Source organism: Streptomyces sp. NPDC050617 (assembly GCF_040654795.1).
GTDB lineage: Bacteria > Actinomycetota > Actinomycetes > Streptomycetales > Streptomycetaceae > Streptomyces.
Genome location: NZ_JBFAIS010000022.1, coordinates 52606 through 75977 on the forward strand (window position 1 = coordinate 52606; position 23372 = coordinate 75977).

Below are 23372 nucleotides of genomic sequence, written 5' to 3' on the forward strand. Positions count from 1 at the left end.
CCGCGGGGCGGCCGGGAGGTTGGACCTCACGACCGCCCCGCTCAGAGCGTTCCTCAAACTTACCGTCGTCACACTCCGGAGGTGACCTCGGCCTTGTTCTCGGAGTTTTCTCCCATGGCCTCCAGCCGTCGGTTTCTGACCAGCGACGACCAGAAGGAGGCGGCGATCAGGACGATGCCGACGAGGCCCGTGATGACCTCGTTGATCTCGTACTTGATCGTGATGAGCAGGATGACGGCGAGCGCGCCGATCGCGTAGTGCGCGCCGTGCTCCAGGTACACGTAGTCGTCGAGGGTGCCCTTGCGGACGAGGTAGACGGTGAGCGACCGGATGTACATCGCGCCGATGCCGAGACCCAGCGCCATCTCGAAGATGTCGTTGGTGATGGCGAACGCGCCGATGACGCCGTCGAAGGAGAAGGAGGCGTCGATGACCTCCAGGTAGAGGAACATGAAGAAGGCGGCCTTGCCGACGAGCCCGACGACGGACGACCCGTTCTTCTTCGCGGCCCCCGCGGTCTCCCCTTCCTTCCCTTCTTCCTCGTCTCCCTCCATATCCTCCAGCCGGTTCTCGAAGAAGCTGGAGATGCCGCCGACGATCAGATACGTGACCAGGCCGCCGATGCCGGCGAGCAGGACGGTCGCGCCCTTGTCGATCGTGCCGTGGCCGCCGTGCACGGGCACGGAGGTCGCGAAGGTGGTGGCCGCGATCATGAGGACGACCATGGCGACGACGACGGAGAGGGTCTCCAGCTTGCCCAGCTTGGCGAGCGGCCTCTCCAGCCAGCGCAGCCACTGGATGTCCCGGTCCTCCAGGACGAAGTCCAGGAAGATCATCAGCAGGAACATTCCGCCGAACGCGGCGATCGCCGGGTGGGCGCTGGTGACCAGGGATTCATAGCGGTCGTGGTCGTTGATCGCGACGTTGACCGCCTCGATCGGGTTCAGCTTGGCGGTGATGGCCACGATGACCACCGGGAAGACGAGCCTCATACCGAAGACGGCGATCAGGATGCCGATGGTGAGGAACATCTTCTGCCAGAACGGGCTCATCTTCCGCAGGATGCCGGCGTTGATGACCGCGTTGTCGAACGAGAGCGAGATCTCCAGGACGGAGAGGATCGCGACGACCGCCAGCCCCTGCCACCCCCAGAGCAAGCCGGCCAAGGCGAGGCCGGCGGCTGTGATGCCGAACGACCAGCCGAATGTTCTGAGGAGCACTGGCTACTCAATCCTTCTCTATGAGGATTCCCCCGCGTCGAGCGCGGCTTTACGAAACGTTGACCCCGAAGTCTAGAGCGATGCCGCGCAGACCCGACGCGTACCCCTGCCCGACCGCGCGGAACTTCCATTCCCCGCCATACCGATAGACCTCGCCGAAGATCATCGCCGTCTCGCTGGACGCGTCCTCGCTCAGGTCGTAGCGGGCGAGCTCGCTGCCGTCGGCCTGGTTCACCACGCGGATGAAGGCGTTGCTGACCTGGCCGAAGCTCTGGCCGCGCAGATCGGCCTCATGGATGGAGACCGGAAAAACGATCTTGTCGCAACTGGCGGGCACCTTGGAAAGGTCGACCAGAATCGATTCGTCGTCGCCCTCGCCCTCACCGGTGAGGTTGTCGCCGGTGTGCTCGACGGAGCCCTCGGGGCTGGTGAGGTTGTTGTAGAAGACGAAGTACTCGTCCCCGAGCACCCGCCCCGACTGGCAGAGCAGTGCGCTGGCGTCGAGGTCGAAGGGCGCCCCGGTGGTGGAGCGGGCGTCCCAGCCGAGTCCGACGGTCACATTCGTGAGGTTCGGCGCGGCCTTGGACAGGGAGACATTGCCTCCCTTGGCGAGCGTTACGCCCATGGTCTTGGTTCCTCCCCGCGGTGGGTGTCCTAGCGCGTCCGGCGCCGCACTCCCCCAGGGCGCCTCCTCGAAGGCTCCTGGGGCTCCTGCCGAAAGGCAGCAGCGGGAGTGCGGCGCCGGACGCCGGTATGGCTGGTCGGACGTCGACGCCGAACGTCAGACGTTCACGCCGAAGTCCTGCGCGATGCCGCGCAGGCCCGAGGCGTACCCCTGGCCGATGGCGCGGAACTTCCACTCCGCGCCGTTGCGGTACAGCTCGCCGAAGACCATGGCGGTCTCCGTCGAGGCGTCCTCGCTGAGGTCGTAGCGGGCCAGCTCGCTGCCGTCGGCCTGGTTCACCACGCGGATGTAGGCGTTGCGGACCTGGCCGAAGGACTGCTGGCGCGACTCGGCCTCGTAGATGGAGACCGGGAACACGATCTTGGCGACGTCCGCCGGGACGCCCGCCAGGTTCACGTTGATGACCTCGTCGTCGCCCTCGCCCTCACCGGTGAGGTTGTCACCGGTGTGCTCCACGGAGCCGTCGGGGCTCTTGAGGTTGTTGAAGAAGACGAAGTTCTGGTCGTTGGCGACCTTGCCCTGGTCGTTCGTCAGCAGGGCGCTGGCGTCCAGGTCGAAGTCGTTGCCAGTGGTGGTGCGCGCGTCCCAGCCCAGACCGACGATGACCGCGGTCAGGTTGGGGGCTGCCTTGGTCAGCGAGACGTTGCCGCCCTTGCTGAGACTGACTCCCACGAGTCCTCCAGAGGTTTCGAAGGGGACGGCGAGATCCGCGCCCCCGTTGTGCGATGGCATCCGATCAACGTTTTGATCCTAGTGACCGGTTCCCACCGATTGCAGGCTCTTGCGTCGGCGCCCGCGGTGCAGCTCGCGCGTCAGAGGGCTTCGAGCGCCTTGGCGTACTCGTTGAGGTCGCGCGCGTCCGGGAGGCCGTTGACGATCGTCCAGCGCACGACGCCCTCCTTGTCGATGATGAAGGTGCCGCGCACCGCGCAGCCCTTGTCCTCGTCGAATACCCCGTACGCGCGGCTCGCCTCGCCGTGCGGCCAGAAATCCGACAGCAGGGGGTACTCCAGCCCCTCCTGCTCGGCGAAGACCCGCAGCGAGAAGGGCGAGTCGTTGGAGACGGCGAGCAGCTGCACATCGTCGTTGACGAACGTCGGCAGTTCGTCGCGGAGTGCGCACAGCTCGCCCGTGCAGACGCCGGTGAAGGCGAAGGGGTAGAAGAGCAGGACGACGTTCTTCTCGCCGCGGAAGTCGGAGAGCTTCACGCTCTGCCCGTGCTGGTCCTTCAGCTCGAACTCCGGAGCCTTGGTACCGACCTCAATCGCCATGGGTGGCCATCTCTCTCTCGACAGTTTCGACAGTGTCTGCGGTATCGACAAGAACCGGCTCCGGACGGTCGCCGCCGTCCGGCGCCGGCGCATGCACGGCCCAGTCTGTCACTGCCGCCGCCCCGGCCCGGAACGGCCTCGGGCACGGGCCGGGCCCGCCCCCGCAGGGCCCGTACACACCGGTGCGCCCCGGCAGCTGCTGGGCTGCCGGGGCGCACCGGATCGGCGAAGTGGGGCGATTGCCTCGGGGACCGAGGTGCTACCGCTTGCTCGAACGAGCGGACTTCGGGGTCACCAGGCGGCTGCCGCTCCAGTCCTTGCCCGCGTTGATGCTCTTGGTCTGGGACAGACCCGCGGTCGTCGACGCCTCGTTGATGTCGCTGGCCTCGACGTAGCCTTCGCGGCCGGTCTTGGGCGTCATCAGCCACACGGGGCCGCCTTCGTCGACCAGCCCGATGGCATCGACCAGCGCGTCCGTCAGGTCGCCGTCGTCGTCTCGGAACCACAGCACGACGACGTCGGCGACGTCGTCGTAGTCCTCGTCGACGAGCTCCTGGCCCGTGACGGCCTCGATCCCCTCGCGGAGCTCCTGCTCGACATCATCGTCGTAGCCGATCTCCTGGACCACCTGTCCGGGCTCGAAACCCAGCCTGGCGGCAGGGTTGATCCGCTCCTCCGCGTGGTCCGCGGTCGCGCTCACGGATTGCCTCCTGTCATCTTTCGATAAGTCGTTGGAACCTCGCGTGTACGCGAAGCATTGGGCGTAGTCCACACGTGCCGGGCGGATCGCGCAAGTACCCGGCCTCGGAGACCGCCGAAACGGTGACCTTTGGGGCCGTCTCGCCGCATCTCGAACCATGACGGAACGGGGCCAAGTGACACACGCCACAGCGATCTGCCCGGTTTGTGAAGTTGTACCCCTCCATTGTGACAGCTAGGACCGAACGGCCGTACGCAGGTGACCTCCATAGGGGGCGTATGGTTGCGATTTGGCCGTCCGCGGCCGGGCGGCCTCGGGCCGCACCCTCGCGAAGTGGTGGTTACCACTCGGTAGAGGTGACGATTGCGCCGCCGCGGTCCACGATGGAAGGCGGCGCGGCCAGCAGGGACAGTATTCAATCGCGTGCGCAGCATCACCGCGTGCAGAGCACGTACGACCCGAACAGCGAAGGAACAGCGTGGCTTCCGGATCCGATCGCAACCCGATCATCATTGGCGGCCTTCCCAGCCAGGTCCCGGACTTCGATCCCGAAGAGACCCAGGAATGGCTCGACTCGCTCGACGCAGCCGTCGATGAGCGAGGCCGGGAACGTGCCCGCTACCTCATGCTTCGCCTGATCGAACGCGCCCGCGAGAAGCGCGTCGCCGTGCCCGAGATGCGCAGCACGGACTACGTCAACACCATCGCGACCAAGGACGAGCCGTTCTTCCCCGGCAACGAGGAGATCGAGCGCAAGGTCCTGAACGCGACCCGGTGGAACGCGGCCGTCATGGTCTCGCGCGCCCAGCGCCCCGGTATCGGGGTCGGCGGCCACATCGCCACCTTCGCCTCCTCGGCCTCGCTGTACGACGTGGGCTTCAACCACTTCTTCCGCGGCAAGGACGACGGCAAGGGGGGCGACCAGATCTTCTTCCAGGGCCACGCCTCCCCCGGCATCTACGCCCGCGCGTTCCTCCTCGACCGGCTCTCCGAGCAGCAGCTCGACGCGTTCCGGCAGGAGAAGTCGAAGGCCCCGTACGGCCTGTCCAGCTACCCGCACCCGCGGCTGATGCCGGACTTCTGGGAGTTCCCGACCGTCTCGATGGGCCTCGGCCCGCTCGGCGCGATCTACCAGGCGCGGATGAACCGCTACATGGAGGCGCGCGGCATCGCCGACACCTCCGACTCGCATGTCTGGGCGTACCTGGGCGACGGCGAGATGGACGAGCCGGAGTCGCTCGGCCAGCTGTCGATCGCCGCCCGTGAGGGCCTGGACAACCTGACCTTCGTCGTCAACTGCAACCTGCAGCGGCTCGACGGCCCGGTGCGCGGCAACGGCAAGATCATGCAGGAGCTGGAGTCGCAGTTCCGCGGCGCCGGCTGGAACGTGATCAAGCTGGTGTGGGACCGCTCCTGGGACCCGCTGCTGGCCCAGGACCGCGACGGCATCCTGGTCAACAAGCTCAACAGCACGCCGGACGGCCAGTTCCAGACGTACGCGACCGAGACCGGCGCGTACATCCGCGAGCACTTCTTCGGCGACGACCAGCGGCTGCGCGCGATGGTCGAGAACATGACCGACGACCAGATCCTGCACCTGGGCCGCGGCGGTCACGACCACAAGAAGATCTACGCGGCGTACGCGGCGGCCAAGGCGCACAAGGGCCAGCCGACCGTGATCCTCGCGCAGACCGTCAAGGGCTGGACCCTGGGTCCGAACTTCGAGGGCCGCAACGCGACCCACCAGATGAAGAAGCTCACGGCCGAGGACCTCAAGCGGTTCCGCGACCGGCTGCACCTGCCGATCGCCGACAAGGAGCTGGAGGACGGCAACCCGCCGTACTACCACCCGGGCCGCGACTCCGAAGAGATCCAGTACATGCACGATCGCCGCAAGTCCTGCGGCGGTTACGTCCCGACCCGTGTCGTACGGGCCAAGCCGCTGAACCTGCCGGACGACAAGGCGTACGCGGCCGCGAAGAAGGGCTCCGGCCACCAGACGATCGCCACGACCATGGCGTTCGTCCGGGTGCTCAAGGACCTGATGCGGGACAAGGAGATCGGCAAGCGGTTCGTGCTGATCGCCCCGGACGAGTACCGCACCTTCGGCATGGACGCGTTCTTCCCGACGGCGAAGATCTACAACCCGATGGGCCAGCAGTACGAATCCGTCGACCGCGAGCTGCTGCTCGCCTACAAGGAGTCGCCGTCCGGCCAGATGCTGCACGACGGCATCTCCGAGGCGGGCTGCACGGCCTCCCTGATCGCGGCGGGCTCGGCCTACGCCACGCACGGCGAGCCGCTGATCCCGGTCTACGTCTTCTACTCGATGTTCGGTTTCCAGCGGACCGGCGACCAGTTCTGGCAGATGGCCGACCAGCTCTCGCGCGGTTTCGTCCTGGGCGCGACCGCCGGCCGTACGACCCTGACCGGTGAGGGCCTCCAGCACGCCGACGGCCACTCGCAGCTGCTCGCCTCGACCAACCCGGCCGTCGTCGCGTACGACCCGGCGTTCGGCTACGAGATCGCGCACATCATGCAGGACGGCCTGCGCCGGATGTACGGCGAGACCCCGGACGGCAAGGCCGGCGAGGACGTCTTCTACTACCTCACCGTCTACAACGAGCCGATCCAGCACCCGGCCGAGCCGGCCGACGTGGACCGCGAGGGCATCCTCAAGGGCCTCTACCGCTTCAAGGCGGGCGAGCAGGGCACGATCCCCGCGCAGATCCTCGCCTCCGGCGTGGCGGTGCCGTGGGCCGTCGAGGCCCAGCGCATCCTCGCCGAGGAGTGGAACGTCAAGGCCGACGTCTGGTCGGCGACCTCCTGGAACGAGCTGCGCCGCGACGCGGTGGAGGTCGAGGAGCACAACCTGCTCCACCCGGAGGAGGAGCAGCGCGTCCCGTACGTGACGACGAAGCTCCAGGGCGCCGAGGGCCCGAAGGTGGCCGTGTCCGACTGGATGCGCGCCGTCCCGGACCAGATCGCGCGCTGGGTGCCGGGCACGTACCAGTCGCTGGGCGCGGACGGCTTCGGCTTCGCCGACACCAGGGGCGCTGCGCGCCGCTTCTTCCACATCGACGCGCAGTCGATCGTGCTGGGCGTGCTCACCGAGCTCGCGAAGGACGGCAAGGTCGACCGGTCGGCTCTGAAGCAGGCCATCGACCGGTACCAGCTCCTCGACGCCACGGCGGCCGATCCGGGCGCCGCGGGCGGCGACGCGTAAGGCCATACGGCCCGTACGTACCCCACCGGGCCCCGGCCGACTTCGCGTCGGCCGGGGCCCGGTGTTTCTACGTCTGCGCTTGTCTGCGGGCCGCACGTGGCTGATCGCGCAGTTCCCCGCGCCCCTTACGGGGCGCTCATCACCGCGGCCGGGCTCGCGCCGTCGGAACCCGGCGCTCACGCGGTCCGCCGCCTGCGGGGCGTGGGCGGCTGGTCGCGCAGTTCCCCGCGCCCCTTACGGGGCGCTCATCACCACGGCCGAGCTCGCGCCGTCGGAACCCGGTGCTCACGCGGTCCGCCGCCTGCGGGCCGTGCGTGGCTGATCGCGCAGTTCCCCGCGCCCCTTACGGGGCGCTCATCACCGCGGCCGGGCTCGCGCCGTCGGAGCCCGGTGCTCACGCGGTCTGTCGCCTGCGGGGCGGGGGCTCAGCGTTCCCAGATCTTGAAGGCGCGGACCCGGTACGGGGATTCGGGGGTGTAGGCGCCGGGCGGGTAGGTGGAGAATTCTCCGGTTTCCGCGCATTCGGCGCTCTGGTAGGCGGTGACGGGGTGGCTGGTGCGGTTGGCGAGGGAGGCGGCCGAGGCGCCGGCGGGCAGGGGCTCGCAGCTGTCGATGTCCGTGTCGGTCAGGTCGTGCGTCTGGCGGGCGCCGTGGAAGCCGCTCTTTGGCCACAGGCAGACCTGGCCGGCGGCGCAGGCGCCGAGCCTGGGGGCGGGGGCGGACGTGGGGACGGCGGCGGCCGTCGGCGGCAGGAGTACGGCCGCGGCGGCGGCCAGCGTCGCGACGACTGCGGTCTTGTTCATGCGGGTTGCTCCCCCGTGTGGCGCGCCCCGGCGGCGCGTGTGCGGCTCAGAGCCTCTCGGGGCGCCCCGGCGCCCGCCAAGAGGGCGCCGAGCGGTTCACCTGGATAGGGGGCGCCGCGCCCGCGGGCGTTCGCCGGCGCCGGAACGGCAAAAGGGCCGAACCGGTTCCGCAACCGGTTCGGCCCTGGCAGGGGACGGCTCAGATGTGCGCCGCGCCCGCTCCCGCCTCGGCGTTCTCGCCGCGCTTGGTGAACAGCGCGACCACGGCGGCGACGACCGCCACGATGCCGGCGACGGTGAAGGCGAAGCCCATGCCCGACACGAACGTGTCATGCGCGACGCCCGTGATCTTCTCGGCGATCTGCGGCGGCGTCTTCGGCGGCACCGGGCCGACGCCGACGGCGACCGCGTCGGACGCCTGGGACATCTGCTCGGGCGTGAGCTTGGGCAGCCCGGCCCCGGCCCACTTGTCGGGCAGGTCGCTGCTGACGCGGGAGGCCATCACCGCGCCGAGCACGGCCGTGCCGAGCGAGCCGCCGACCTGCATGGCGGCCTGCTGGAGGCCGCCCGCGACGCCGGAGTGCTCCAGCGGGGCGTTGCCGACGATGACCTCGGTGGCGCCGACCATGACCGGGGCGAGGCCGAGGCCGAGCAGCGCGAACCAGACGGACATGCCCAGGTTCCCGGAGTCCGAGGACAGGCTGGACATCCCGAAGCAGGCGACGGCGGTCAGGACCATGCCGCCGACGAGCGGGACGCGCGGGCCGAGCTTGGTGATGAGGGCGCCCGCGATCGGCGAGGCGACGATCATCATCGCGGTGAGCGGCAGCAGATGGAGCCCGCTGTCGACGGGGCTCATGCCGTGCACGTTCTGCAGGTAGAAGGTGACGAAGAACAGGCCGCCCATGAAGGCGAACGCCATCAGCACCATCAGGATCGTGCCCGCCGACAGCGGCACGGAGCGGAACATGCTCAGCGGGATCAGCGGCTCCTTGACCCTGGTCTCCCAGAGGGCGAAGAGCACGAAGGCGACGATCGCGAGGCCGAGGAAGAGAAGCGTCTTGGGCTCGCCCCAGCCGCCCCACTGGTTCTCCTTGATGAGCGCCCAGATCAGGCAGAACATGGCCCCGGAGAGCAGCAGGATGCCGAGGAAGTCGAAGGACTTGGCGGCGTTCTTGGCGCGGTGATCCTTGAGGATCACCAGGCCCAGTACGAGCGCGATGGCGCCGACCGGGACGTTGATGAAGAAGACCGACTGCCAGTTGACGTGCTCGACCAGCAGCCCGCCGACGATCGGGCCGGCGGCGGTGGAGGCGCCGATGACCATGCCCCAGATGCCGATGGCCATGTTGAGCTTCTCGGCCGGGAAGGTGGCGCGCAGCAGGCCGAGCGCGGCCGGCATGAGCAGCGCGCCGAAGAGGCCCTGGAGCACGCGGAAGACGATGACCAGCGCGACGCTGCTGGAGATGCCGATCGCGCCGGAGGCGAGCGCGAACCCGGCTATGCCGATGAGGAAGGTCTGGCGGTGGCCGAAGCGGTCGCCGAGCTTGCCGGCGGTGATCAGCGCGACCGCGAGGGCGAGCAGATAGCCGTTGGTTATCCACTGGACGTCGGCGAGCGAGGCGCCGAGGTCCTTCTGAATGGCGGGGTTGGCTATGGCGACGATCGTGCCGTCGAGCGCGACCATCATCACGCCGATCGCGACGGAGATGAGGGTCAGCCATGGATGGCCCCGCAGCCCCTTCCGGGGCCCCGGTACGGGATGTTCCGGCGCCGCGTCGGCGACGGTGGTCTGAGACGTCATACCGCGAGATTATGGCAGTGGCTGACAATTGACAAACCCGCCCATGAGTCGGTAACTGTCATGTCGCTCACAGATATCGTGAGCAGCGGAAACCCGCCTAGGAGAGGGCCGAGCGGTGAAGACCGAACAGGAGACCGAACTGTCGGCCGGACAGCCGGCCGGCCCCTGCGGGCTGCGCGAACGCAAGAAGCGGCGGACCCGCGACGCGCTGATCCGGGCCGCCCTGGAGCTGTTCCTGGCGAAGGGGTACGAGCAGACGACCGTCGACGAGATCGCCGACGCCGTCGACGTCTCCCAGCGCACGTTCTTCCGCTACTTCTCCAGCAAGGAGGACGTCGCCTTCGCCCTCCAGGGCCTGATCGAGACGCGCTTCTTCGCGGAGATCTGCGCCCGCCCCGCCCACGAGCCGCCGATGACCGCGCTGCGCAACGCCGTCTCGAACGGCTGGGCCACCATCGACGAGGAGATGAAGGCGGTCGCGCCGCCCCAGCTGCACATGCGCATGTACCAGGTGATCGAGTCGACGCCCGCGCTGCTCGCGACCCATCTGCGCCGCCAGTACGACACGGAGGAGCGGATCGCGCAGGAGATCGCCCGCCGGGAGGGCCTGGACATCGACGCCGACCCGCGGCCGCGCGTCCTGGTGGCGGCGTTCGCCGGGGCGATGCGCGTGGCGGGGAAGATCTGGGGCGAGGGCGACGACTGGACCGCGAACGCGATGCGGGACCTCACCGAGAGGTATCTCGCCGTCCTGGAACCCGCCCTGTCCAAGAACTGGCGGACCTCGCCCCGAACCTGACCCCGACTCGCACTCCTGTGCACAATTGTCCGCTATCAAACGTGAGATGACTCACGCGCTTGGCGGCTGCCGCCGGGTTTCTCCTAGGGTGGCCCGCGGTGACTTCCTTCCCGGAGCTCGGTGCTCCCTCCCCCCTGCCCTGGACGAACTCGGCCACGGTCTGGCGCGCGCTGCTCGCCCTGGCCGTGGTCTTCGTCATGCTCGCCACGACCGGATGGACCGCCATCCGGAGCCACAGAGGGGAACCCGACGCGAGAGCCGCCTCGCTCAACGCCTGGCTGCACGGCTCGCTCGCCGGACACCGGCTGCCCGACCCGAACGGCCCGCCGAGCACCCTGGCGCGGTTCTTCGCCGGCCTCGCCGGCGGCCAGCTGAGCTATCTCGTCAACCGCTACCCGCTGGTCGTCGGCAACCTCAACGGCGCGCCCGTGCCGCTGCGCTACCGCGCCAACCGCGTCGCGCTCGACCGGGCCCGCGCGGTCGAGGAGAAGCGCGCGCACGACCAGCGGCTCACCCCGCTCGGCCGCGGCGAGGCCAACCGCCGCATGCACCGCTTCACCTCGCTGATGCGCGACGGCCGGCAGATCCTCGCGTTCAACCCCGGCGGAGCCGGGCGGGTCGCCGAGGTGTTCGGCGACCTCCCGCACGCCGACCGGGTCTCCGTCGTGGTGCCCGGCGTCGACACCTCCGCGCTGACCTACGAGAAGACGGCCCGTCCGTACACCGCCACGGCCGGCATGGCCACCGCGCTCCACGACGCCGAGCGCCGGGCCCGGCCCGCCGTCAGCACCGCCGTCATCGCCTGGGCCGACTACACCTCGCCCTCAGGGCTCGGCATGGACGCGGCCACCGGCAAGCTCGCCGCCGAGGGCGCGCTGCGGCTGCGCGCCCTGGTCCGGGGCCTGCCGAACGACTCGCGCGTCGCGCTGTTCTGCCATAGCTACGGCTCCGTGGTGTGCGGCGTCGCCGCCCGCGACCTGTCCGCCAAGGTCTCCGACATCGCGGTCGCCGGCAGCCCCGGCATGCGCGCCGACCGGGCGTCCGACCTGCGGACCGGCGCCCGGATCTGGGCGATGCGCGACCGCGACGACTGGATCCGGGACATCCCGCACATGGAGTGGGGCGGCCTCGGCCACGGCGCGGACCCCGTCTCCGCCGGCTTCGGCGCCCGCGTGCTGTCCGCCGACGGAGCCGTCGGCCACCCCGGCTACTTCCGGCCGGGCACCGTCAGCCTGGAGAACTTCGCGAAGATCGGCGTCGGCGCCGCCGCGTCCGTACAGTGCGCGGCGGACGACGGAAGCTGCGCCGCGGACCTGAGCTAGTGCGCGCGCCTACCCGGCCGACGGGTGCGCCGCCCGCGCCCGTACGCATGTTTCAGGACACGCCACCGGGTGTGCGGACGTACGTGTCACGAGGTTTTACGCGCGTAGCGCCGGAGGGGGGACAGGCGGGCGACCGCCGCCTACGATGAACCACATGGGTGATGTGCTGGCCGGTTTCCACGCCGTCTGGGAGTTCGACACCGACTCCGTGCTCATCCGATTCGAACGGGGGCTGCGCACGCCGAAACTGCTCCAGGCGCTCGGTGAGCGCCGCGTGCCCTATGAGGCGCTCGCGTCCGTCGAGCTGACCGAGGGCAAGCGCGGCACGGTCGTGCTGCGCGCGACGCCGAGGCCCGGCGCCGACCCGCTGGCCGACGCCGCCGACGGGCAGCTCAAGGAGGGCAGCGACCCCTACCGGCTGGTGCTGCCCGCCGAGCGCGAGACCCTCGCCGAGTACTACGCCGACGAGCTGCGCTCCCGGCTCGGCCCCGAGGCGGACACGGCGGCCGAGCGGTATCTGGTGGCCGCGCCCCCGCCGCCGCCGTCCTTCAAGGCGTACGACGCCAAGGCGTTCTTCGACGGCGAGACCGTGTCCTTCCGCTGGTTCTGGACGGGCGCGTCCACCGCCAAGTGGAAGGCCGGCGACCAGCGTTTCGAGGTGGCGGGGCTGTCCGGCGTCGAGTGGCGCTCCCCCGAGATATTCAACGGCCATCTGCGGCTCCTGCCGCGCGGTACGACCGCCGAGGACCGGCCGGGCGCCGCCGACCAGGACCCGGCGGCCGTCGTCTTCGGCATGGGCTACGGACTCGCCCACGAGTCGCTGCCGTTCGCCGCCGCGGTCCTGGAGGCCGTACAGGCCGCGACCCCGGCGCTCGTCCCGGAGCGCTCCCCCGCGGCCCGCCCGGACCCGGCCGACATCGCCGACCGCATCCGCCACCTCGGCGCCCTGCGCGAGGCCGGGCTGCTCACGGACGACGAGTTCAGCCACAAGAAGACCGAACTGCTCGCGGAGCTGTAGCCGGGCCCCAGGGGTGCGCGGCAGGGCCGGACTTCGGCGGCAGCACATAGGCTGACCTGGTCATGTCCACTTCCCCTCGCTCTCCCGTCGGGCGCGGCGCGGCCCGGTGGCTGCCCGCTGTGGCCGCGTGCGCGGTGGCGGCCGGGCTGCTCCAGTCCACGTTCAACGTGCTGGCGAACGACTACCGGCTGGGCGTCGCCGCCGCCCTGGCGCTCGCCGCCGCGCAGACCGTGCCGCTGCCCCTCGCGCTGCGTCGCCCGCTGCCCGCCTGGGCCGTCGTGTTCGCCGCCGACCTCGTGGGCGGCTTCGTCCTGCTGTCGGCCGACGGCGTGGACGGCCGGGCCTGGCCGTGGACGCCGCCCGCGATGATCGGCTATCTCCTGGTGACCGCCGCCGTGGGGCTCCGCGAGGGCCGCCGCCGGCTCCTCGCCGTAGGGGCGGCGACCGGCGCCACGGCCGTACTCCCCGCGCTGTTCCCGACCCGCCAGGAGAACGCCACCCAGCTGCTGCTCTTCCTTCTCACCGGCGCCGTGCTGCTGCTGACCGGCGCGGTGCGCGAGCGCGGCGAGGCGCGCCGGGCGCTGGCCGCGCAGCGCGAGGTCAGCGAGGCGGAGCGGGCCCGGCGCACCCTCCTCGAAGAACGCGCCCGCATCGCGCGGGAGATGCACGACGTCGTCGCGCACCACATGTCCGTGATCACGGTGCAGGCGGACAGCGCCCCCTACCGGCTCGGCGGCGTGCCGCCCGAGACGGGCGAGGAGTTCGCCGCCATCGCCGCGACCGCCCGCGAGTCGCTCACCGAGATGCGGCGGCTGCTGGGCGCGCTGCGCGGCACGGACGGTACGGGCGCGGGCGGCGGCGAGCGCGCGCCGCAGCCCGGTCTGGCGGAGCTGGACCGGCTGGCGGAGTCGACGGTACGGGCCGGGGTGCCCGTGGACCTGTCCGTCGAGGCGGGCCCGGACCCGGTCGCCGTGCCGGGGGCCGTGGACCTGTCCGCGTACCGCGTCGTGCAGGAGGCCCTGGCGAATGTGGTGCGGCACGCGCCGGGCGCGGCCGCCCGTGTGTCGGTCGCCTCGGACCGTACGGGTGTGCGCGTCGTGATCGTCAACGCCCCGGCCCCCGCGCCCGGCGCGCCGCTGGAGAGCGGCGGTACGGGCCACGGCCTGGTCGGGATGCGCGAACGCGTCCGGCTGCTCGGCGGCACGCTGGAGGCGGGCCCGCTGCCGGACGGCGGCTTCCGCGTGGCGGCGCGCTTCCCGCTCACCGCAAGCCCCACAGCACCCGCAGACCCCACAGACCCCGCAGACCCCGCAGACCCCGCAGAACTCGATACGGCCCACGACACCGCAGAGGAATCCCCCGCCCCATGACCATCAGGGTGATCATCGTCGACGACCAGGCCATGGTGCGGGCGGGGTTCGCCGCGCTGCTCGACGCGCAGCCCGACATCGACGTCGTCGGCGACGCGGCGGACGGCCGGCAGGGCGTCGAACTGAGCCGCCGCGTCCGCCCCGACGTGGTCCTCATGGACGTGCGGATGCCCGAGACGGACGGCCTGGAGGCGGCCCAGCAGATCCTCACCACCGATGAGGACGATCAGGACGCGGACCACCGCCCGAAGGTGCTGATGCTCACCACCTTCGACGTCGACGACTACGTCTACGAGGCGCTGCGCGTCGGGGCCAGCGGCTTTCTGCTGAAGGACGCGCCGCCGGCCGACCTGATCGCCGCCGTACGGGTCGTGGCGGGCGGCGACGCGCTGCTCGCCCCGTCCGTCACCCGCCGGCTGATCGAGGAGTTCGCCCGGCAACGCCCGGACCCGCGCCGTACGCCCGTACCGCGTCCGCGGGAACTGACCCCGCGCGAGACGGAGGTGCTGGAGCTGATCGCGCGCGGCCTCTCCAACCAGGAGATCGCCGGGACCCTGTTCCTCGCCGAACAGACGGTCAAGACGCACATCGGCCGCGTCCTCGCCAAGCTCCAGCTCCGCGACCGGGCGCAGGCCGTGATCTTCGCGTACGAGTCGGGGCTGGTGGCTCCGGGCGAGCGGTAGCGAGGGGCGGCGGGCAGCCGCGCCCCCGCCGGGGAGAGAACTACTCCCGGCCCGCCGACGAGAACGAGAGGTCCGCGTAGCGCCCGCCCGCGACCTTGCCGGCGATCGGCTCCAGCCGGGCCAGTTCGTCGTCGCCGAGCACGATCCGCGTCGCGGCCGTGTTCTCGTCCACGCGCCGCCGCTTGGTCGTGCCGGGGATCGGCACGACGGTGAGCCCGCGCACCCGCGCCTGCTGCTGCACCCAGGCCAGCGCGATCTGGCCGGGCGTCGCCCCGTGGTCGCGGGCGATGGCCCGTACGGGCTCCAGCAGCGCGGCGTTGACCGCCGCGTTGTCGCCGGTGAAGCGGGGCTGCGTGCGGCGCCAGTCGCCCTCGGGCAGGTCCTGGTCGGCGTTGGCGAAGGAGCCGGTCAGGAAGCCGCGGCCGAGCGGCGAGTAAGGGACGAAGCCGACGCCCAGCTCCTGGGCGGCGGGCACCGCGCTGCGCTCCACGTCGCGGCTGAAGAGCGACCACTCCGACTGGACCGCCGCGATGGGGTGCACGGCGTGCGCGGCGCGCAGCTCGGCGCCGGTCACCTCGCTCAGCCCGAGGTGCTTGACCTTGCCCTCCTCGACCAGCTCCGCCATCACGCCGACCGTCTCCTCGATCGGGACGTTCACGTCGCGGCGGTGCATGTAGTAGAGGTCGATCTGCTCGACGCCGAGCCGTCGCAGGCTCGCGTCGATGGCCCCGCGGATGTACCCGGGCGAGTTGTCGATGATCCGCTTGTCCGGATCGGCCGGGTCGGCGGAGAGCGCGAACTTCGTGGCGAGGACGACCTCGTCGCGGTGCGCCCGGATGAACGGCGAGATGAACTTCTCGTTCTCCCCGGCGCCGTACAGGTCGGCGGTGTCGTAGAGGGTGACGCCCAGTTCGAGGGCGCGTTCCAGGGCGGCCCGCGACTCGTCCGCGTCGGCCGGGCCGTACGCGTGGCTCATCCCCATGCAGCCGAGCCCCTGGACCCCGACGCGGGGGCCGTCGGTCCCGAGGGCGACGTGTGCGATCTTCTCCGTGCTCATACAGGCATCAGGCCCTTTCGGACGCCTCGGACACCCGGCGGGCGTCGGCATAGACGTCGATCTTGTAGTCGAGGACAGCGAGGGTGCTCTGGAGCTCCGCGATCCGCTTGCGTACGTCCTCCCGGTGGGCGGTCAGCAGCCGCTCGCGCTCCGCGAACGTCTCCTCGCCCGCCCGCACGAGCTCCGCGTAGCGGACCATGTCGGCGACCGGCATGCCGGTCAGCCGCAGCTTGCCCACCAGGTCCAGCCAGTCCAGGTCGCGGTCGTCGTAGCGGCGCTGGCCGGTGTGGGAGCGGTCGACGTGCGGCATCAGCCCGATCCGCTCGTACCAGCGCAGGGTGTGCGCCGACAGCCCGGTGTACGCGGCCGCCTCGCTGATCGTGTACTCGCCCCGTCCGGCGGGCCGCGGGCGCTCCTCCACCGCGAGGCACCAGCCCGGCCGCGCGGTCCTGGCCGCTCCGGTCCCGGTCTCTGTCTCGGTCACTGTCATGCCACTCCCCCTTCGCCCCTGCTGCGGCTCTTCAACGCTAGAGACTTGGAGCGCACTCCAAGCAAGCGGATCCTTGACCGAATTTTGAGCGGGTTAGGCTCGTCGCCATGGAGAGCATGGCGAGCCTGAACAAGATCGAGAACTGGCCGGTCGAGAACGCCGCCGCCGTGGTCGTACGGGCCGACGGCACGCGCGCCGGTTCGTACGGACCCACCGGGCGCGGCTTCCCGCTGGCCTCCGTGACCAAACCGCTCGCCGCGTACGCCGCGCTGCTCGCCGTGGAGGAGGGCGCCATCGAGCTCGACGAGCCCGCCGGGCCGCCCGGCTCCACCGTCCGCCACCTGCTCGCGCACACCTCCGGGCTCGCCTTCGACGAGCACCGCACCATGTCCGAGCCGGGCACGCGGCGGCTCTACTCCAACGCCGGGTTCGAGGCGCTCGGCGACCACATCGCCAAGGCGACGGACATCGACTTCCCGGAGTACCTGCGGCAGGCGGTGCTGGAGCCGCTGGGCATGACGGCCACGACGCTGGCCGGGGCCGGGTCGCCCGCCAAGGACGGCGTCTCGACCGCCGACGACATCGCGCGCTTCGCGGCGGAGCTCCAGGCCCCGAGGCTGCTGGCGCGGGAGACGCTGACCGAGGCGACGTCGGTGGTCTTCCCCGGGGTGAGCGGGGTGCTGCCGGGTTACGGGCATCAGCGGCCGAACGACTGGGGGCTGGGGTTCGAGATCCGCGACGGGAAGGCTCCGCACTGGACGGGGGCGTCCTCGTCGTCGCGTACGTTCGGGCACTTCGGGCAGGCCGGAACGTTTCTGTGGGTGGACCCCGAGGCCGGTGCCGCTTGCGCGGTGTTGACGGATCGGGCGTTCGGGCCGTGGGCGGTGGAGGCTTGGCCTCCGCTGACGGATGCCGTTCTCGCGGAGCTCGGCCAGGGTCACTGATTTCGGGGCTCCGCCCCGGACCCCGGTCCTCAATCGCCGGACGGGCTGGATTCGCCTGGGCTTGCCCTACGGGCGGGTGTCCTCAACGCCGGACAGGCTGGATGTGCCCCGGCTTGCCCTACGGGCGGGTGACCTCAAGCGCCGGACGGGCTGGATGTGCCCCGGCTTGGCCTACGGGCGGGTGTCCGCAAACGCCGGACAGGTTGGATGTGCCTCGGCTTGCCCTACGGGCGGGTGTCCTCAAACGCCGGACGGGCTGGATGTGCCTCGGCTCGTCGATTTATCCGAACGACGGTTCCCTGTGCATCTCCCACAGGAGCAGTTCGGAGCGGCCGATGGACTGGGCCTCGGCCGGGTCGTCCGGGGCGGTGTTCTCCAGGCGGGCCGCGTCGCCCTCGTGGAGGATGTCGCCGCCGAGGCGCACCGCGCCGTGCACGACATGCGCGTACGTCCACGGCGCCGCCGGCATGGCCGTGCGTTCGCCGGAGGCGAGGCGGCGGACGTGGAGGACCGCTTCCGCGCGGCGCAGGGCGTACGGGGTGCCGTCGGCGATGCCGCGTACGACCTCGTAGGCGGGGTCGCCGCCGAACTCCGTCGGGGTCAGCCACATCTGCACGAACCGCAGCGGGACGCTCCCGGCGTTGCGTTCCGTGTGCCGCACGCCGGCGCCCGCGCTGAGCCGCTGGACGTCGCCGGGGCGCACGACCGAGACGTGCCCGGCGGAGTCCTCGTGGGTCAGCTCGCCCTCGACGACCCAGGTGACGATCTCCACGTCGCGGTGCGGGTGTTCGGCGAATCCCGCGCCGCCCGCCAGCCGCTCCTCGTTGCAGGCTTCGAGCAGCCCGAAGCGCACGTTGTCCGGGTCGTAGAAGCCGGAGAAGGAGAAGGCGTGCCGTGTCTCGATTCCGGCCGCCGGGTCACCGCCCCGGTACCGCTCGTCGCCCCGCTGCACCCGCGTCATCCGGCTACGGTAGCCCGGCCGCTCCGTACGGCGCGCGAATAGGGCAGGCTTGTCCCGTGCCTGAACCCGCCGCTAACACCCCGCATCCGCACAGTGCCACCCTCCGCCGGCTGGAGAAGTCCTCCGGGAAACTGGCCGCCAACGCCATCGCCCGGATGGACGAGCAGCTGCCGTGGTACCGGGCGATGCCCCCGGAGAACCGCTCCTGGATCGGGCTGGTCGCCCAGGCCGGCATCGCGGCCTTCACCGAGTGGTTCCGGCACCCGGAGACCCCGCAGGCGATCAGTACGGACGTCTTCGGGACCGCGCCCCGCGAGCTGACCCGCGCGATCACGCTGCGCCAGACCGTGGAGATGGTCCGTACGACCATCGAGGTCATGGAGTCGGCCATCGAGGAGGTGGCGGCCCCCGGCGACGAGTCGGTGCTCCGGGAGGCGCTGCTGGTCTACGCCCGTGAGATCGCCTTCGCGACCGCGCAGGTCTACGCGCAGGCCGCGGAGGCGCGCGGCGCGTGGGACGCGCGGCTGGAGTCGCTGGTGGTCAACGCGGTGCTCTCCGGGGAGGCCGACGAGGGGGCGCTGTCGCGCGCCGCCGCGCTGGGCTGGTCGTCGCCGGAGCATGTGGCGGTGGTCCTCGGGACGGCCCCGGACGGGGACAGCGAGCTGACCGTGGAGGCGATCCGGCGCGCGGCCCGGCACGCGAAGCTCCAGGTGCTGACCGGGGTGCTGGGCAGCCGGCTGGTGGTGATCGCGGGCGGTTCCGACAATCCGCTCCAGACGGCGAAGTCGCTGATCGGGCCGTTCGCGGCGGGCCCGGTGGTGGCCGGTCCGGTGGTCGCGGACCTGCTGGCCGCGAACCGGTCCGCGGCGGCGGCCGCGGCCGGTCTGAAGGCGTGCGCCGCGTGGCCGGACGCGCCGCGTCCGGTGCTGGCGGACGATGTCCTGCCGGAGCGCGCGATGGCCGGAGACGTGGCGGCGCGTGAGCAGCTGGTGGAGGAGATCTACAGACCGCTGGAGGAGGCGGGGTCGGCTCTGCTGGAGACGCTGAGCGTCTATCTGGAGCAGGCAAGCAGTCTGGAGGGGGCGGCGCGGATGCTTTTCGTGCACCCCAACACCGTGCGATACCGCCTCCGACGTGTGACGGACGTCACGGGATGGTCACCGTCCGATGTGCGGTCCGCGTTCACGCTGCGTATCGCCCTCATCCTGGGGCGCCTGGCCGACGCGGGAACGCGGTCGTAGGCTTTTATCGGAAACCCACAATTAGCCCGACGGTTCTTCGTCCCTGTCCCCACGGGTGGGCGAGGCCGTCCGCAAGAGAGAGTGTGAGGGTGCTCGTACTCGTCGCTCCCGGCCAGGGCGCTCAGTCGCCCGGCTTCCTGACCCCCTGGCTCGACCTTCCCGGCGTCACCGAACGCCTCGCGGAGTGGTCGGCCGTCGTCGACCTGGACCTCGTCCACTACGGCACCAAGGCCGACGCGGAGGAGATCCGTGACACCGCGGTGGCCCAGCCGCTGCTGGTGGCCGCCGGCCTGCTCACCGCGCGGCAGCTCTTCGACTCCCCCGCCGACCTGGTCCGCCGGGCCGGCGCGGTGGCCGGTCACAGCGTCGGCGAGATCACCGCCGCGGCCGCCGCGGGCGTGCTGTCCGAGCAGTCCGCGATGGCGCTGGTCCGCAAGCGGGGGCTGGCGATGGCGGAGGCCGCGGCGGTCGCCGAGACCGGCATGGCCGCGCTCCTCGGCGGCGAGCCGGACGCCGTCCTGCCGCACCTGGAGAAGCTCGGGCTGACCCCGGCCAATGTGAACGGCGCGGGCCAGATCGTGGCCGCGGGCACCGCCGAGCAGCTGGCGGCGCTGGCCGAGGACAAGCCGGAGGGCACCCGCAAGGTCGTGCCGCTGAAGGTGGCCGGGGCGTTCCACACGCACCACATGGCCCCGGCGGTCGCGACGCTGGAGGCGCTCGTCCCCACGCTGGACGCGAGCGACCCGGGCACCCGCTACGTCTCCAACAAGGACGGCCGGTCCGTCGCCACCGGCGCGGAGATCCTCCAGCGGCTCGTCAACCAGGTCTCGAATCCGGTCCGTTGGGACCTGTGCATGGAGACCTTCAAGGAACTGGGCGTCACCGCGATCGTCGAGCTGTGCCCGGCGGGCACGCTGGTGGGCCTCGCCAAGCGCGCCCTGCCCGGCGTCAAGACGCTCGCGCTCAAGACCCCGGACAACCTCGAAGCCGCCCGTGAGCTGATCGCCGAGCACGCGGCCGACTCCGCGCAGCCCCCGGCCGAATAAGGAGCCCCAAGAGCATGACTGCGAAGATCAAGCCCAGCCAGGGTTCCCCGTACGCGCGCATTCTCGGCGTCGGCGGCTACCGCCCGACGCGGGTGGTGGGAAACGACGAGATCCTCAAGCACATCGACTCGTCCGACGAATGGATCCGTTCGCGGTCGGGCATCGCCACCCGGCACTGGGCGGGCCCGGACGAGACGGTGGCCATGATGTCGGTGGAGGCGTCCGGCAAGGCCATCGCCGACGCCGGCATCGACCCGTCCCAGATCGGCGCCGTGATCGTCTCGACGGTCTCGCACTTCAAGCAGACCCCGGCCATCGCCACGGAGATCGCCGACCGGGTCGGCGCGGGCCGGCCGGCCGCGTTCGACATCTCGGCGGGCTGCGCGGGCTTCGGCTACGGGCTGACCCTCGCCAAGGGCCTGGTCGCCGAGGGCAGCGCGGAGTACGTGCTGGTCATCGGCGTGGAGCGGCTCTCGGACCTGACGGATCTGGAGGACCGCGCGACGGCCTTCCTGTTCGGCGACGGCGCGGGCGCCGTGGTCGTGGGCCCGGCGAAGGAGCCGTCGATCGGCCCGACCGTCTGGGGCTCGGAGGGCGACAAGTCCGAGACCATCAAGCAGACCGAGTCCTGGGAGGTGTACCGGGGCCGCACGGATGTGAGCGACATCCGCTACCCGGCGATCACCCAGGAGGGCCAGGCCGTCTTCCGCTGGGCCGTGTTCGAGATGGCGAAGGTCGCGCAGGAGGCGCTGGACAGGGCCGGGGTGCGCGCCGAGGACCTCGACGTGTTCATTCCGCACCAGGCCAACATGCGGATCATCGATTCGATGGTCAAGACTCTCAAGCTGCCGGAGAACGTCACGGTGGCCCGCGATGTCGAGACCACCGGCAACACCTCCGCCGCCTCCATTCCGCTCGCCATGGAGCGGCTGCTGGCGACGGGGCAGGCCAAGAGCGGGGACACGGCGCTCGTCATCGGCTTCGGGGCGGGTCTCGCCTACGCCGCCACTGTCGTTACCCTCCCCTAGGCAGGATCTGCGCAGCCCGGAGCCACCGGACGCTGCACAGGGCTTCATCACTGACCAGTCACACCGTAGAAAATCGAAGGAGCGCCGCAATGGCCGCCACTGAGGCAGAGATCACCGAAGGTCTCGCGGAGATCGTCAACGAGATCGCCGGTATCCCCACCGAGGACGTCAAGTCGGAGAAGTCGTTCACCGACGACCTCGACGTCGACTCGCTGTCCATGGTCGAGGTCGTCGTCGCCGCCGAAGAGCGCTTCGACGTCAAGATCCCCGACGACGACGTCAAGAACCTCAAGACGGTGGGCGACGCCGTCTCGTACATCCTCAAGCACCAGAACTGATCCACAGCCGACGCGTTTGTCGCCACCCGGCGGTGGCGCCGTTGATTCAGTCCCCTCTACACGTGGAGAAAGAATTCCTGTGAATGCGACCAATCGCACCGTGGTCGTCACCGGTATCGGCGCAACCACACCACTGGGTGGCGACGCCGCATCGACCTGGGACGGGATGCTCGCCGGCCGGTCCGGCGTGCAGGCCCTGGAGGGCGAGCGGTGGGCCGACCTGCCTGTCCGGATCGCCGCCGGCTGCGCGGTCGAGCCCGGTGAGAGCATCCCCCGGCCGCAGGCCCGCAAGCTGGACCGGTCGGCGCAGTTCGCGCTGATCGCGGCCCGCGAGGCGTGGGCCGACGCGGGGTTCACCGCCAAGGCCGGCGAGGACGCGGCCGTCGATCCGCACCGGCTGGGCACGGTCATCGCCTCCGGCATCGGCGGCGTGATCACCCTTCTCGACCAGTACGACGTGCTGAAGGAGAAGGGCGTCCGCAAGGTCTCCCCGCACACGGTGCCGATGCTGATGCCGAACGGCCCGGCGGCCAACGTCGGCCTGGAGGTCGGCGCCCGTGCGGGCGTGCACACCCCGGTCAGCGCCTGTGCCTCGGGCGCGGAGGCCATCGGCTACGCCATCGAGATGATCCGTACCGGCCGCGCCGACGTGGTCGTCGCGGGCGGCACGGAGGCGGCGATCCACCCGCTGCCCATCGCCGCGTTCGGCAACATGATGGCGATGTCGAAGAGCAACGACGACCCGCAGGGCGCCTCGCGCCCGTACGACGTCGACCGCAACGGCTTCGTGCTGGGCGAGGGCGCGGGCGTCGTCGTGCTGGAGTCCGCGGAGCACGCCGCGCGGCGCGGCGCGACGGTCTACTGCGAGGCGATCGGCCAGGGCATCTCGGCCGACAGCCACCACATCACCCAGCCCGAGCCCTCCGGCAGCGGCATCGCGCACGCGTTGCAGAACCTGATGGACTCCTCCGACATCAAGCCCGCCGAGATCGCGCACATCAACGCGCACGCGACCTCGACCCCGCTGGGCGACGTGGCGGAGATCAAGGCGCTGCGCAAGGTCTTCGGCGACGACGTGGACCACATGGCGCTCTCGGCCACCAAGTCGATGACGGGTCATCTGCTGGGCGGCGCGGGCGGCGTCGAGACCGTGGCCTCGGTGCTGGCGCTGAAGAACCGCGTCGCTCCGCCGACGATCAACATCGCCAACCTCGACCCCGAGGCCGACGCCGACGTCGTGCGCGACGAGGCCCGGAAGCTGCCCGAGGGGCCGATCACCGCGCTGAACAATTCGTTCGGGTTCGGCGGCCACAACGTGGTGCTCGCCTTCCGCACCGTCTGATCCCGCGGCAGCCGTACGTACGAG

The 23372-nt window shown here is 71.0% G+C and carries 22 protein-coding genes; 12 read left to right on the forward strand and 10 right to left on the reverse strand.

What is annotated here, in order from left to right; translation table 11 throughout:
- Positions 1-68 precede the first annotated feature (68 nt).
- From AB0I49_RS26415 to AB0I49_RS26435, 5 genes are all read right to left on the reverse strand, one after another.
- Entirely contained in the window at positions 69-1220 is a 1152-nt protein-coding gene (locus AB0I49_RS26415; RefSeq protein ID WP_363229578.1) for a DUF475 domain-containing protein, read from the reverse strand.
- Positions 1221-1269: 49 nt separating this feature from the next.
- A complete protein-coding gene (locus AB0I49_RS26420; RefSeq protein ID WP_030876384.1) occupies positions 1270-1845 on the reverse strand; it encodes a TerD family protein in 576 nt (191 codons plus the stop codon).
- A 156-nt stretch (positions 1846-2001) separates the two neighbouring features.
- Positions 2002-2577, reverse strand: coding sequence for a TerD family protein (locus AB0I49_RS26425; RefSeq protein WP_363229579.1), 576 nt, complete (start codon positions 2575-2577; stop codon positions 2002-2004).
- Between the two features lie 140 nt (positions 2578-2717).
- Positions 2718-3176: a peroxiredoxin gene (locus tag AB0I49_RS26430; RefSeq protein ID WP_363229580.1), complete on the reverse strand. Its 459-nt coding sequence runs from the start codon at positions 3174-3176 to the stop codon at positions 2718-2720.
- A gap of 259 nt (positions 3177-3435) precedes the next feature.
- Entirely contained in the window at positions 3436-3876 is a 441-nt protein-coding gene (locus AB0I49_RS26435) for a DUF3052 domain-containing protein (protein WP_363229581.1), read from the reverse strand.
- Between the two features lie 478 nt (positions 3877-4354).
- Here AB0I49_RS26435 and aceE point away from each other — a divergent pair, with 478 nt between their 5' ends.
- Positions 4355-7102, forward strand: coding sequence for a pyruvate dehydrogenase (acetyl-transferring), homodimeric type (aceE, locus tag AB0I49_RS26440; protein ID WP_363229582.1), 2748 nt, complete (start codon positions 4355-4357; stop codon positions 7100-7102).
- A 425-nt stretch (positions 7103-7527) separates the two neighbouring features.
- Here aceE and AB0I49_RS26445 read toward each other — a convergent pair whose 3' ends face one another.
- Together AB0I49_RS26445 and AB0I49_RS26450 are read right to left on the reverse strand one after the other, a co-directional pair.
- Positions 7528-7905 carry a peptidase inhibitor family I36 protein gene (locus tag AB0I49_RS26445; protein WP_363229583.1) on the reverse strand — a complete coding sequence of 126 codons (378 nt, stop codon included), beginning with the start codon at positions 7903-7905 and terminating at the stop codon, positions 7528-7530.
- A gap of 199 nt (positions 7906-8104) precedes the next feature.
- On the reverse strand, positions 8105-9709 hold the full coding sequence (locus AB0I49_RS26450; protein WP_363229584.1) for an MFS transporter: 1605 nt from the start codon (positions 9707-9709) through the stop codon (positions 8105-8107).
- Positions 9710-9824: 115 nt separating this feature from the next.
- Between AB0I49_RS26450 and AB0I49_RS26455 the strand changes: the two genes are divergently transcribed.
- The 5 genes from AB0I49_RS26455 to AB0I49_RS26475 all read left to right on the forward strand — a co-directional run bounded on the left by AB0I49_RS26455 (position 9825) and on the right by AB0I49_RS26475 (position 14901).
- Positions 9825-10508: a TetR family transcriptional regulator gene (locus tag AB0I49_RS26455; RefSeq protein WP_363229585.1), complete on the forward strand. Its 684-nt coding sequence runs from the start codon at positions 9825-9827 to the stop codon at positions 10506-10508.
- A gap of 98 nt (positions 10509-10606) precedes the next feature.
- The gene (locus AB0I49_RS26460) at positions 10607-11830 is read left to right on the forward strand and encodes an alpha/beta hydrolase (RefSeq protein WP_363229586.1); all 1224 of its coding nucleotides are present in this window, start codon (positions 10607-10609) and stop codon (positions 11828-11830) included.
- A gap of 154 nt (positions 11831-11984) precedes the next feature.
- On the forward strand, positions 11985-12848 hold the full coding sequence (locus AB0I49_RS26465; RefSeq protein WP_363229587.1) for a DUF4429 domain-containing protein: 864 nt from the start codon (positions 11985-11987) through the stop codon (positions 12846-12848).
- Positions 12849-12910: 62 nt separating this feature from the next.
- Complete coding sequence (locus tag AB0I49_RS26470; protein WP_363229588.1) at positions 12911-14218, forward strand: sensor histidine kinase; 1308 nt, start codon at positions 12911-12913, stop codon at positions 14216-14218.
- A complete protein-coding gene (locus AB0I49_RS26475; protein WP_363229589.1) occupies positions 14215-14901 on the forward strand; it encodes a response regulator transcription factor in 687 nt (228 codons plus the stop codon). The genes AB0I49_RS26470 and AB0I49_RS26475 overlap by 4 nt, the downstream gene beginning before the upstream one ends.
- A 40-nt stretch (positions 14902-14941) precedes the next feature.
- On the opposite strand, the gene AB0I49_RS26480 is transcribed toward AB0I49_RS26475, so the two are convergent.
- Positions 14942-15958: an aldo/keto reductase gene (locus tag AB0I49_RS26480; protein ID WP_363229590.1), complete on the reverse strand. Its 1017-nt coding sequence runs from the start codon at positions 15956-15958 to the stop codon at positions 14942-14944.
- Positions 15959-15965: 7 nt separating this feature from the next.
- Complete coding sequence (locus AB0I49_RS26485) at positions 15966-16448, reverse strand: MerR family transcriptional regulator (protein ID WP_363229591.1); 483 nt, start codon at positions 16446-16448, stop codon at positions 15966-15968.
- Positions 16449-16564: 116 nt separating this feature from the next.
- On the opposite strand from AB0I49_RS26485, the gene AB0I49_RS26490 reads away from it, so the two are divergent.
- Entirely contained in the window at positions 16565-17392 is an 828-nt protein-coding gene (locus AB0I49_RS26490; protein ID WP_363229664.1) for a serine hydrolase domain-containing protein, read from the forward strand.
- Between the two features lie 280 nt (positions 17393-17672).
- Here the strand turns inward: AB0I49_RS26490 and AB0I49_RS26495 are convergent, their stop codons facing one another.
- Positions 17673-18353: a pirin family protein gene (locus tag AB0I49_RS26495; protein ID WP_363229592.1), complete on the reverse strand. Its 681-nt coding sequence runs from the start codon at positions 18351-18353 to the stop codon at positions 17673-17675.
- Between the two features lie 56 nt (positions 18354-18409).
- On the opposite strand from AB0I49_RS26495, the gene AB0I49_RS26500 reads away from it, so the two are divergent.
- The 5 genes from AB0I49_RS26500 to AB0I49_RS26520 all read left to right on the forward strand — a co-directional run bounded on the left by AB0I49_RS26500 (position 18410) and on the right by AB0I49_RS26520 (position 23348).
- Positions 18410-19594 (forward strand): helix-turn-helix domain-containing protein, encoded by a 1185-nt coding sequence (locus AB0I49_RS26500; protein WP_363229593.1) that lies wholly within the window; start codon positions 18410-18412, stop codon positions 19592-19594.
- An 89-nt stretch (positions 19595-19683) separates the two neighbouring features.
- On the forward strand, positions 19684-20640 hold the full coding sequence (locus tag AB0I49_RS26505; RefSeq protein ID WP_363229594.1) for an ACP S-malonyltransferase: 957 nt from the start codon (positions 19684-19686) through the stop codon (positions 20638-20640).
- 14 nt (positions 20641-20654) lie between these two features.
- A complete protein-coding gene (locus tag AB0I49_RS26510; protein ID WP_363229595.1) occupies positions 20655-21668 on the forward strand; it encodes a ketoacyl-ACP synthase III in 1014 nt (337 codons plus the stop codon).
- A gap of 89 nt (positions 21669-21757) precedes the next feature.
- Positions 21758-22006 (forward strand): acyl carrier protein, encoded by a 249-nt coding sequence (locus AB0I49_RS26515; RefSeq protein WP_363229596.1) that lies wholly within the window; start codon positions 21758-21760, stop codon positions 22004-22006.
- Positions 22007-22085: 79 nt separating this feature from the next.
- Positions 22086-23348 (forward strand): beta-ketoacyl-[acyl-carrier-protein] synthase family protein, encoded by a 1263-nt coding sequence (locus AB0I49_RS26520; RefSeq protein ID WP_363229597.1) that lies wholly within the window; start codon positions 22086-22088, stop codon positions 23346-23348.
- Positions 23349-23372 lie beyond the last annotated feature (24 nt).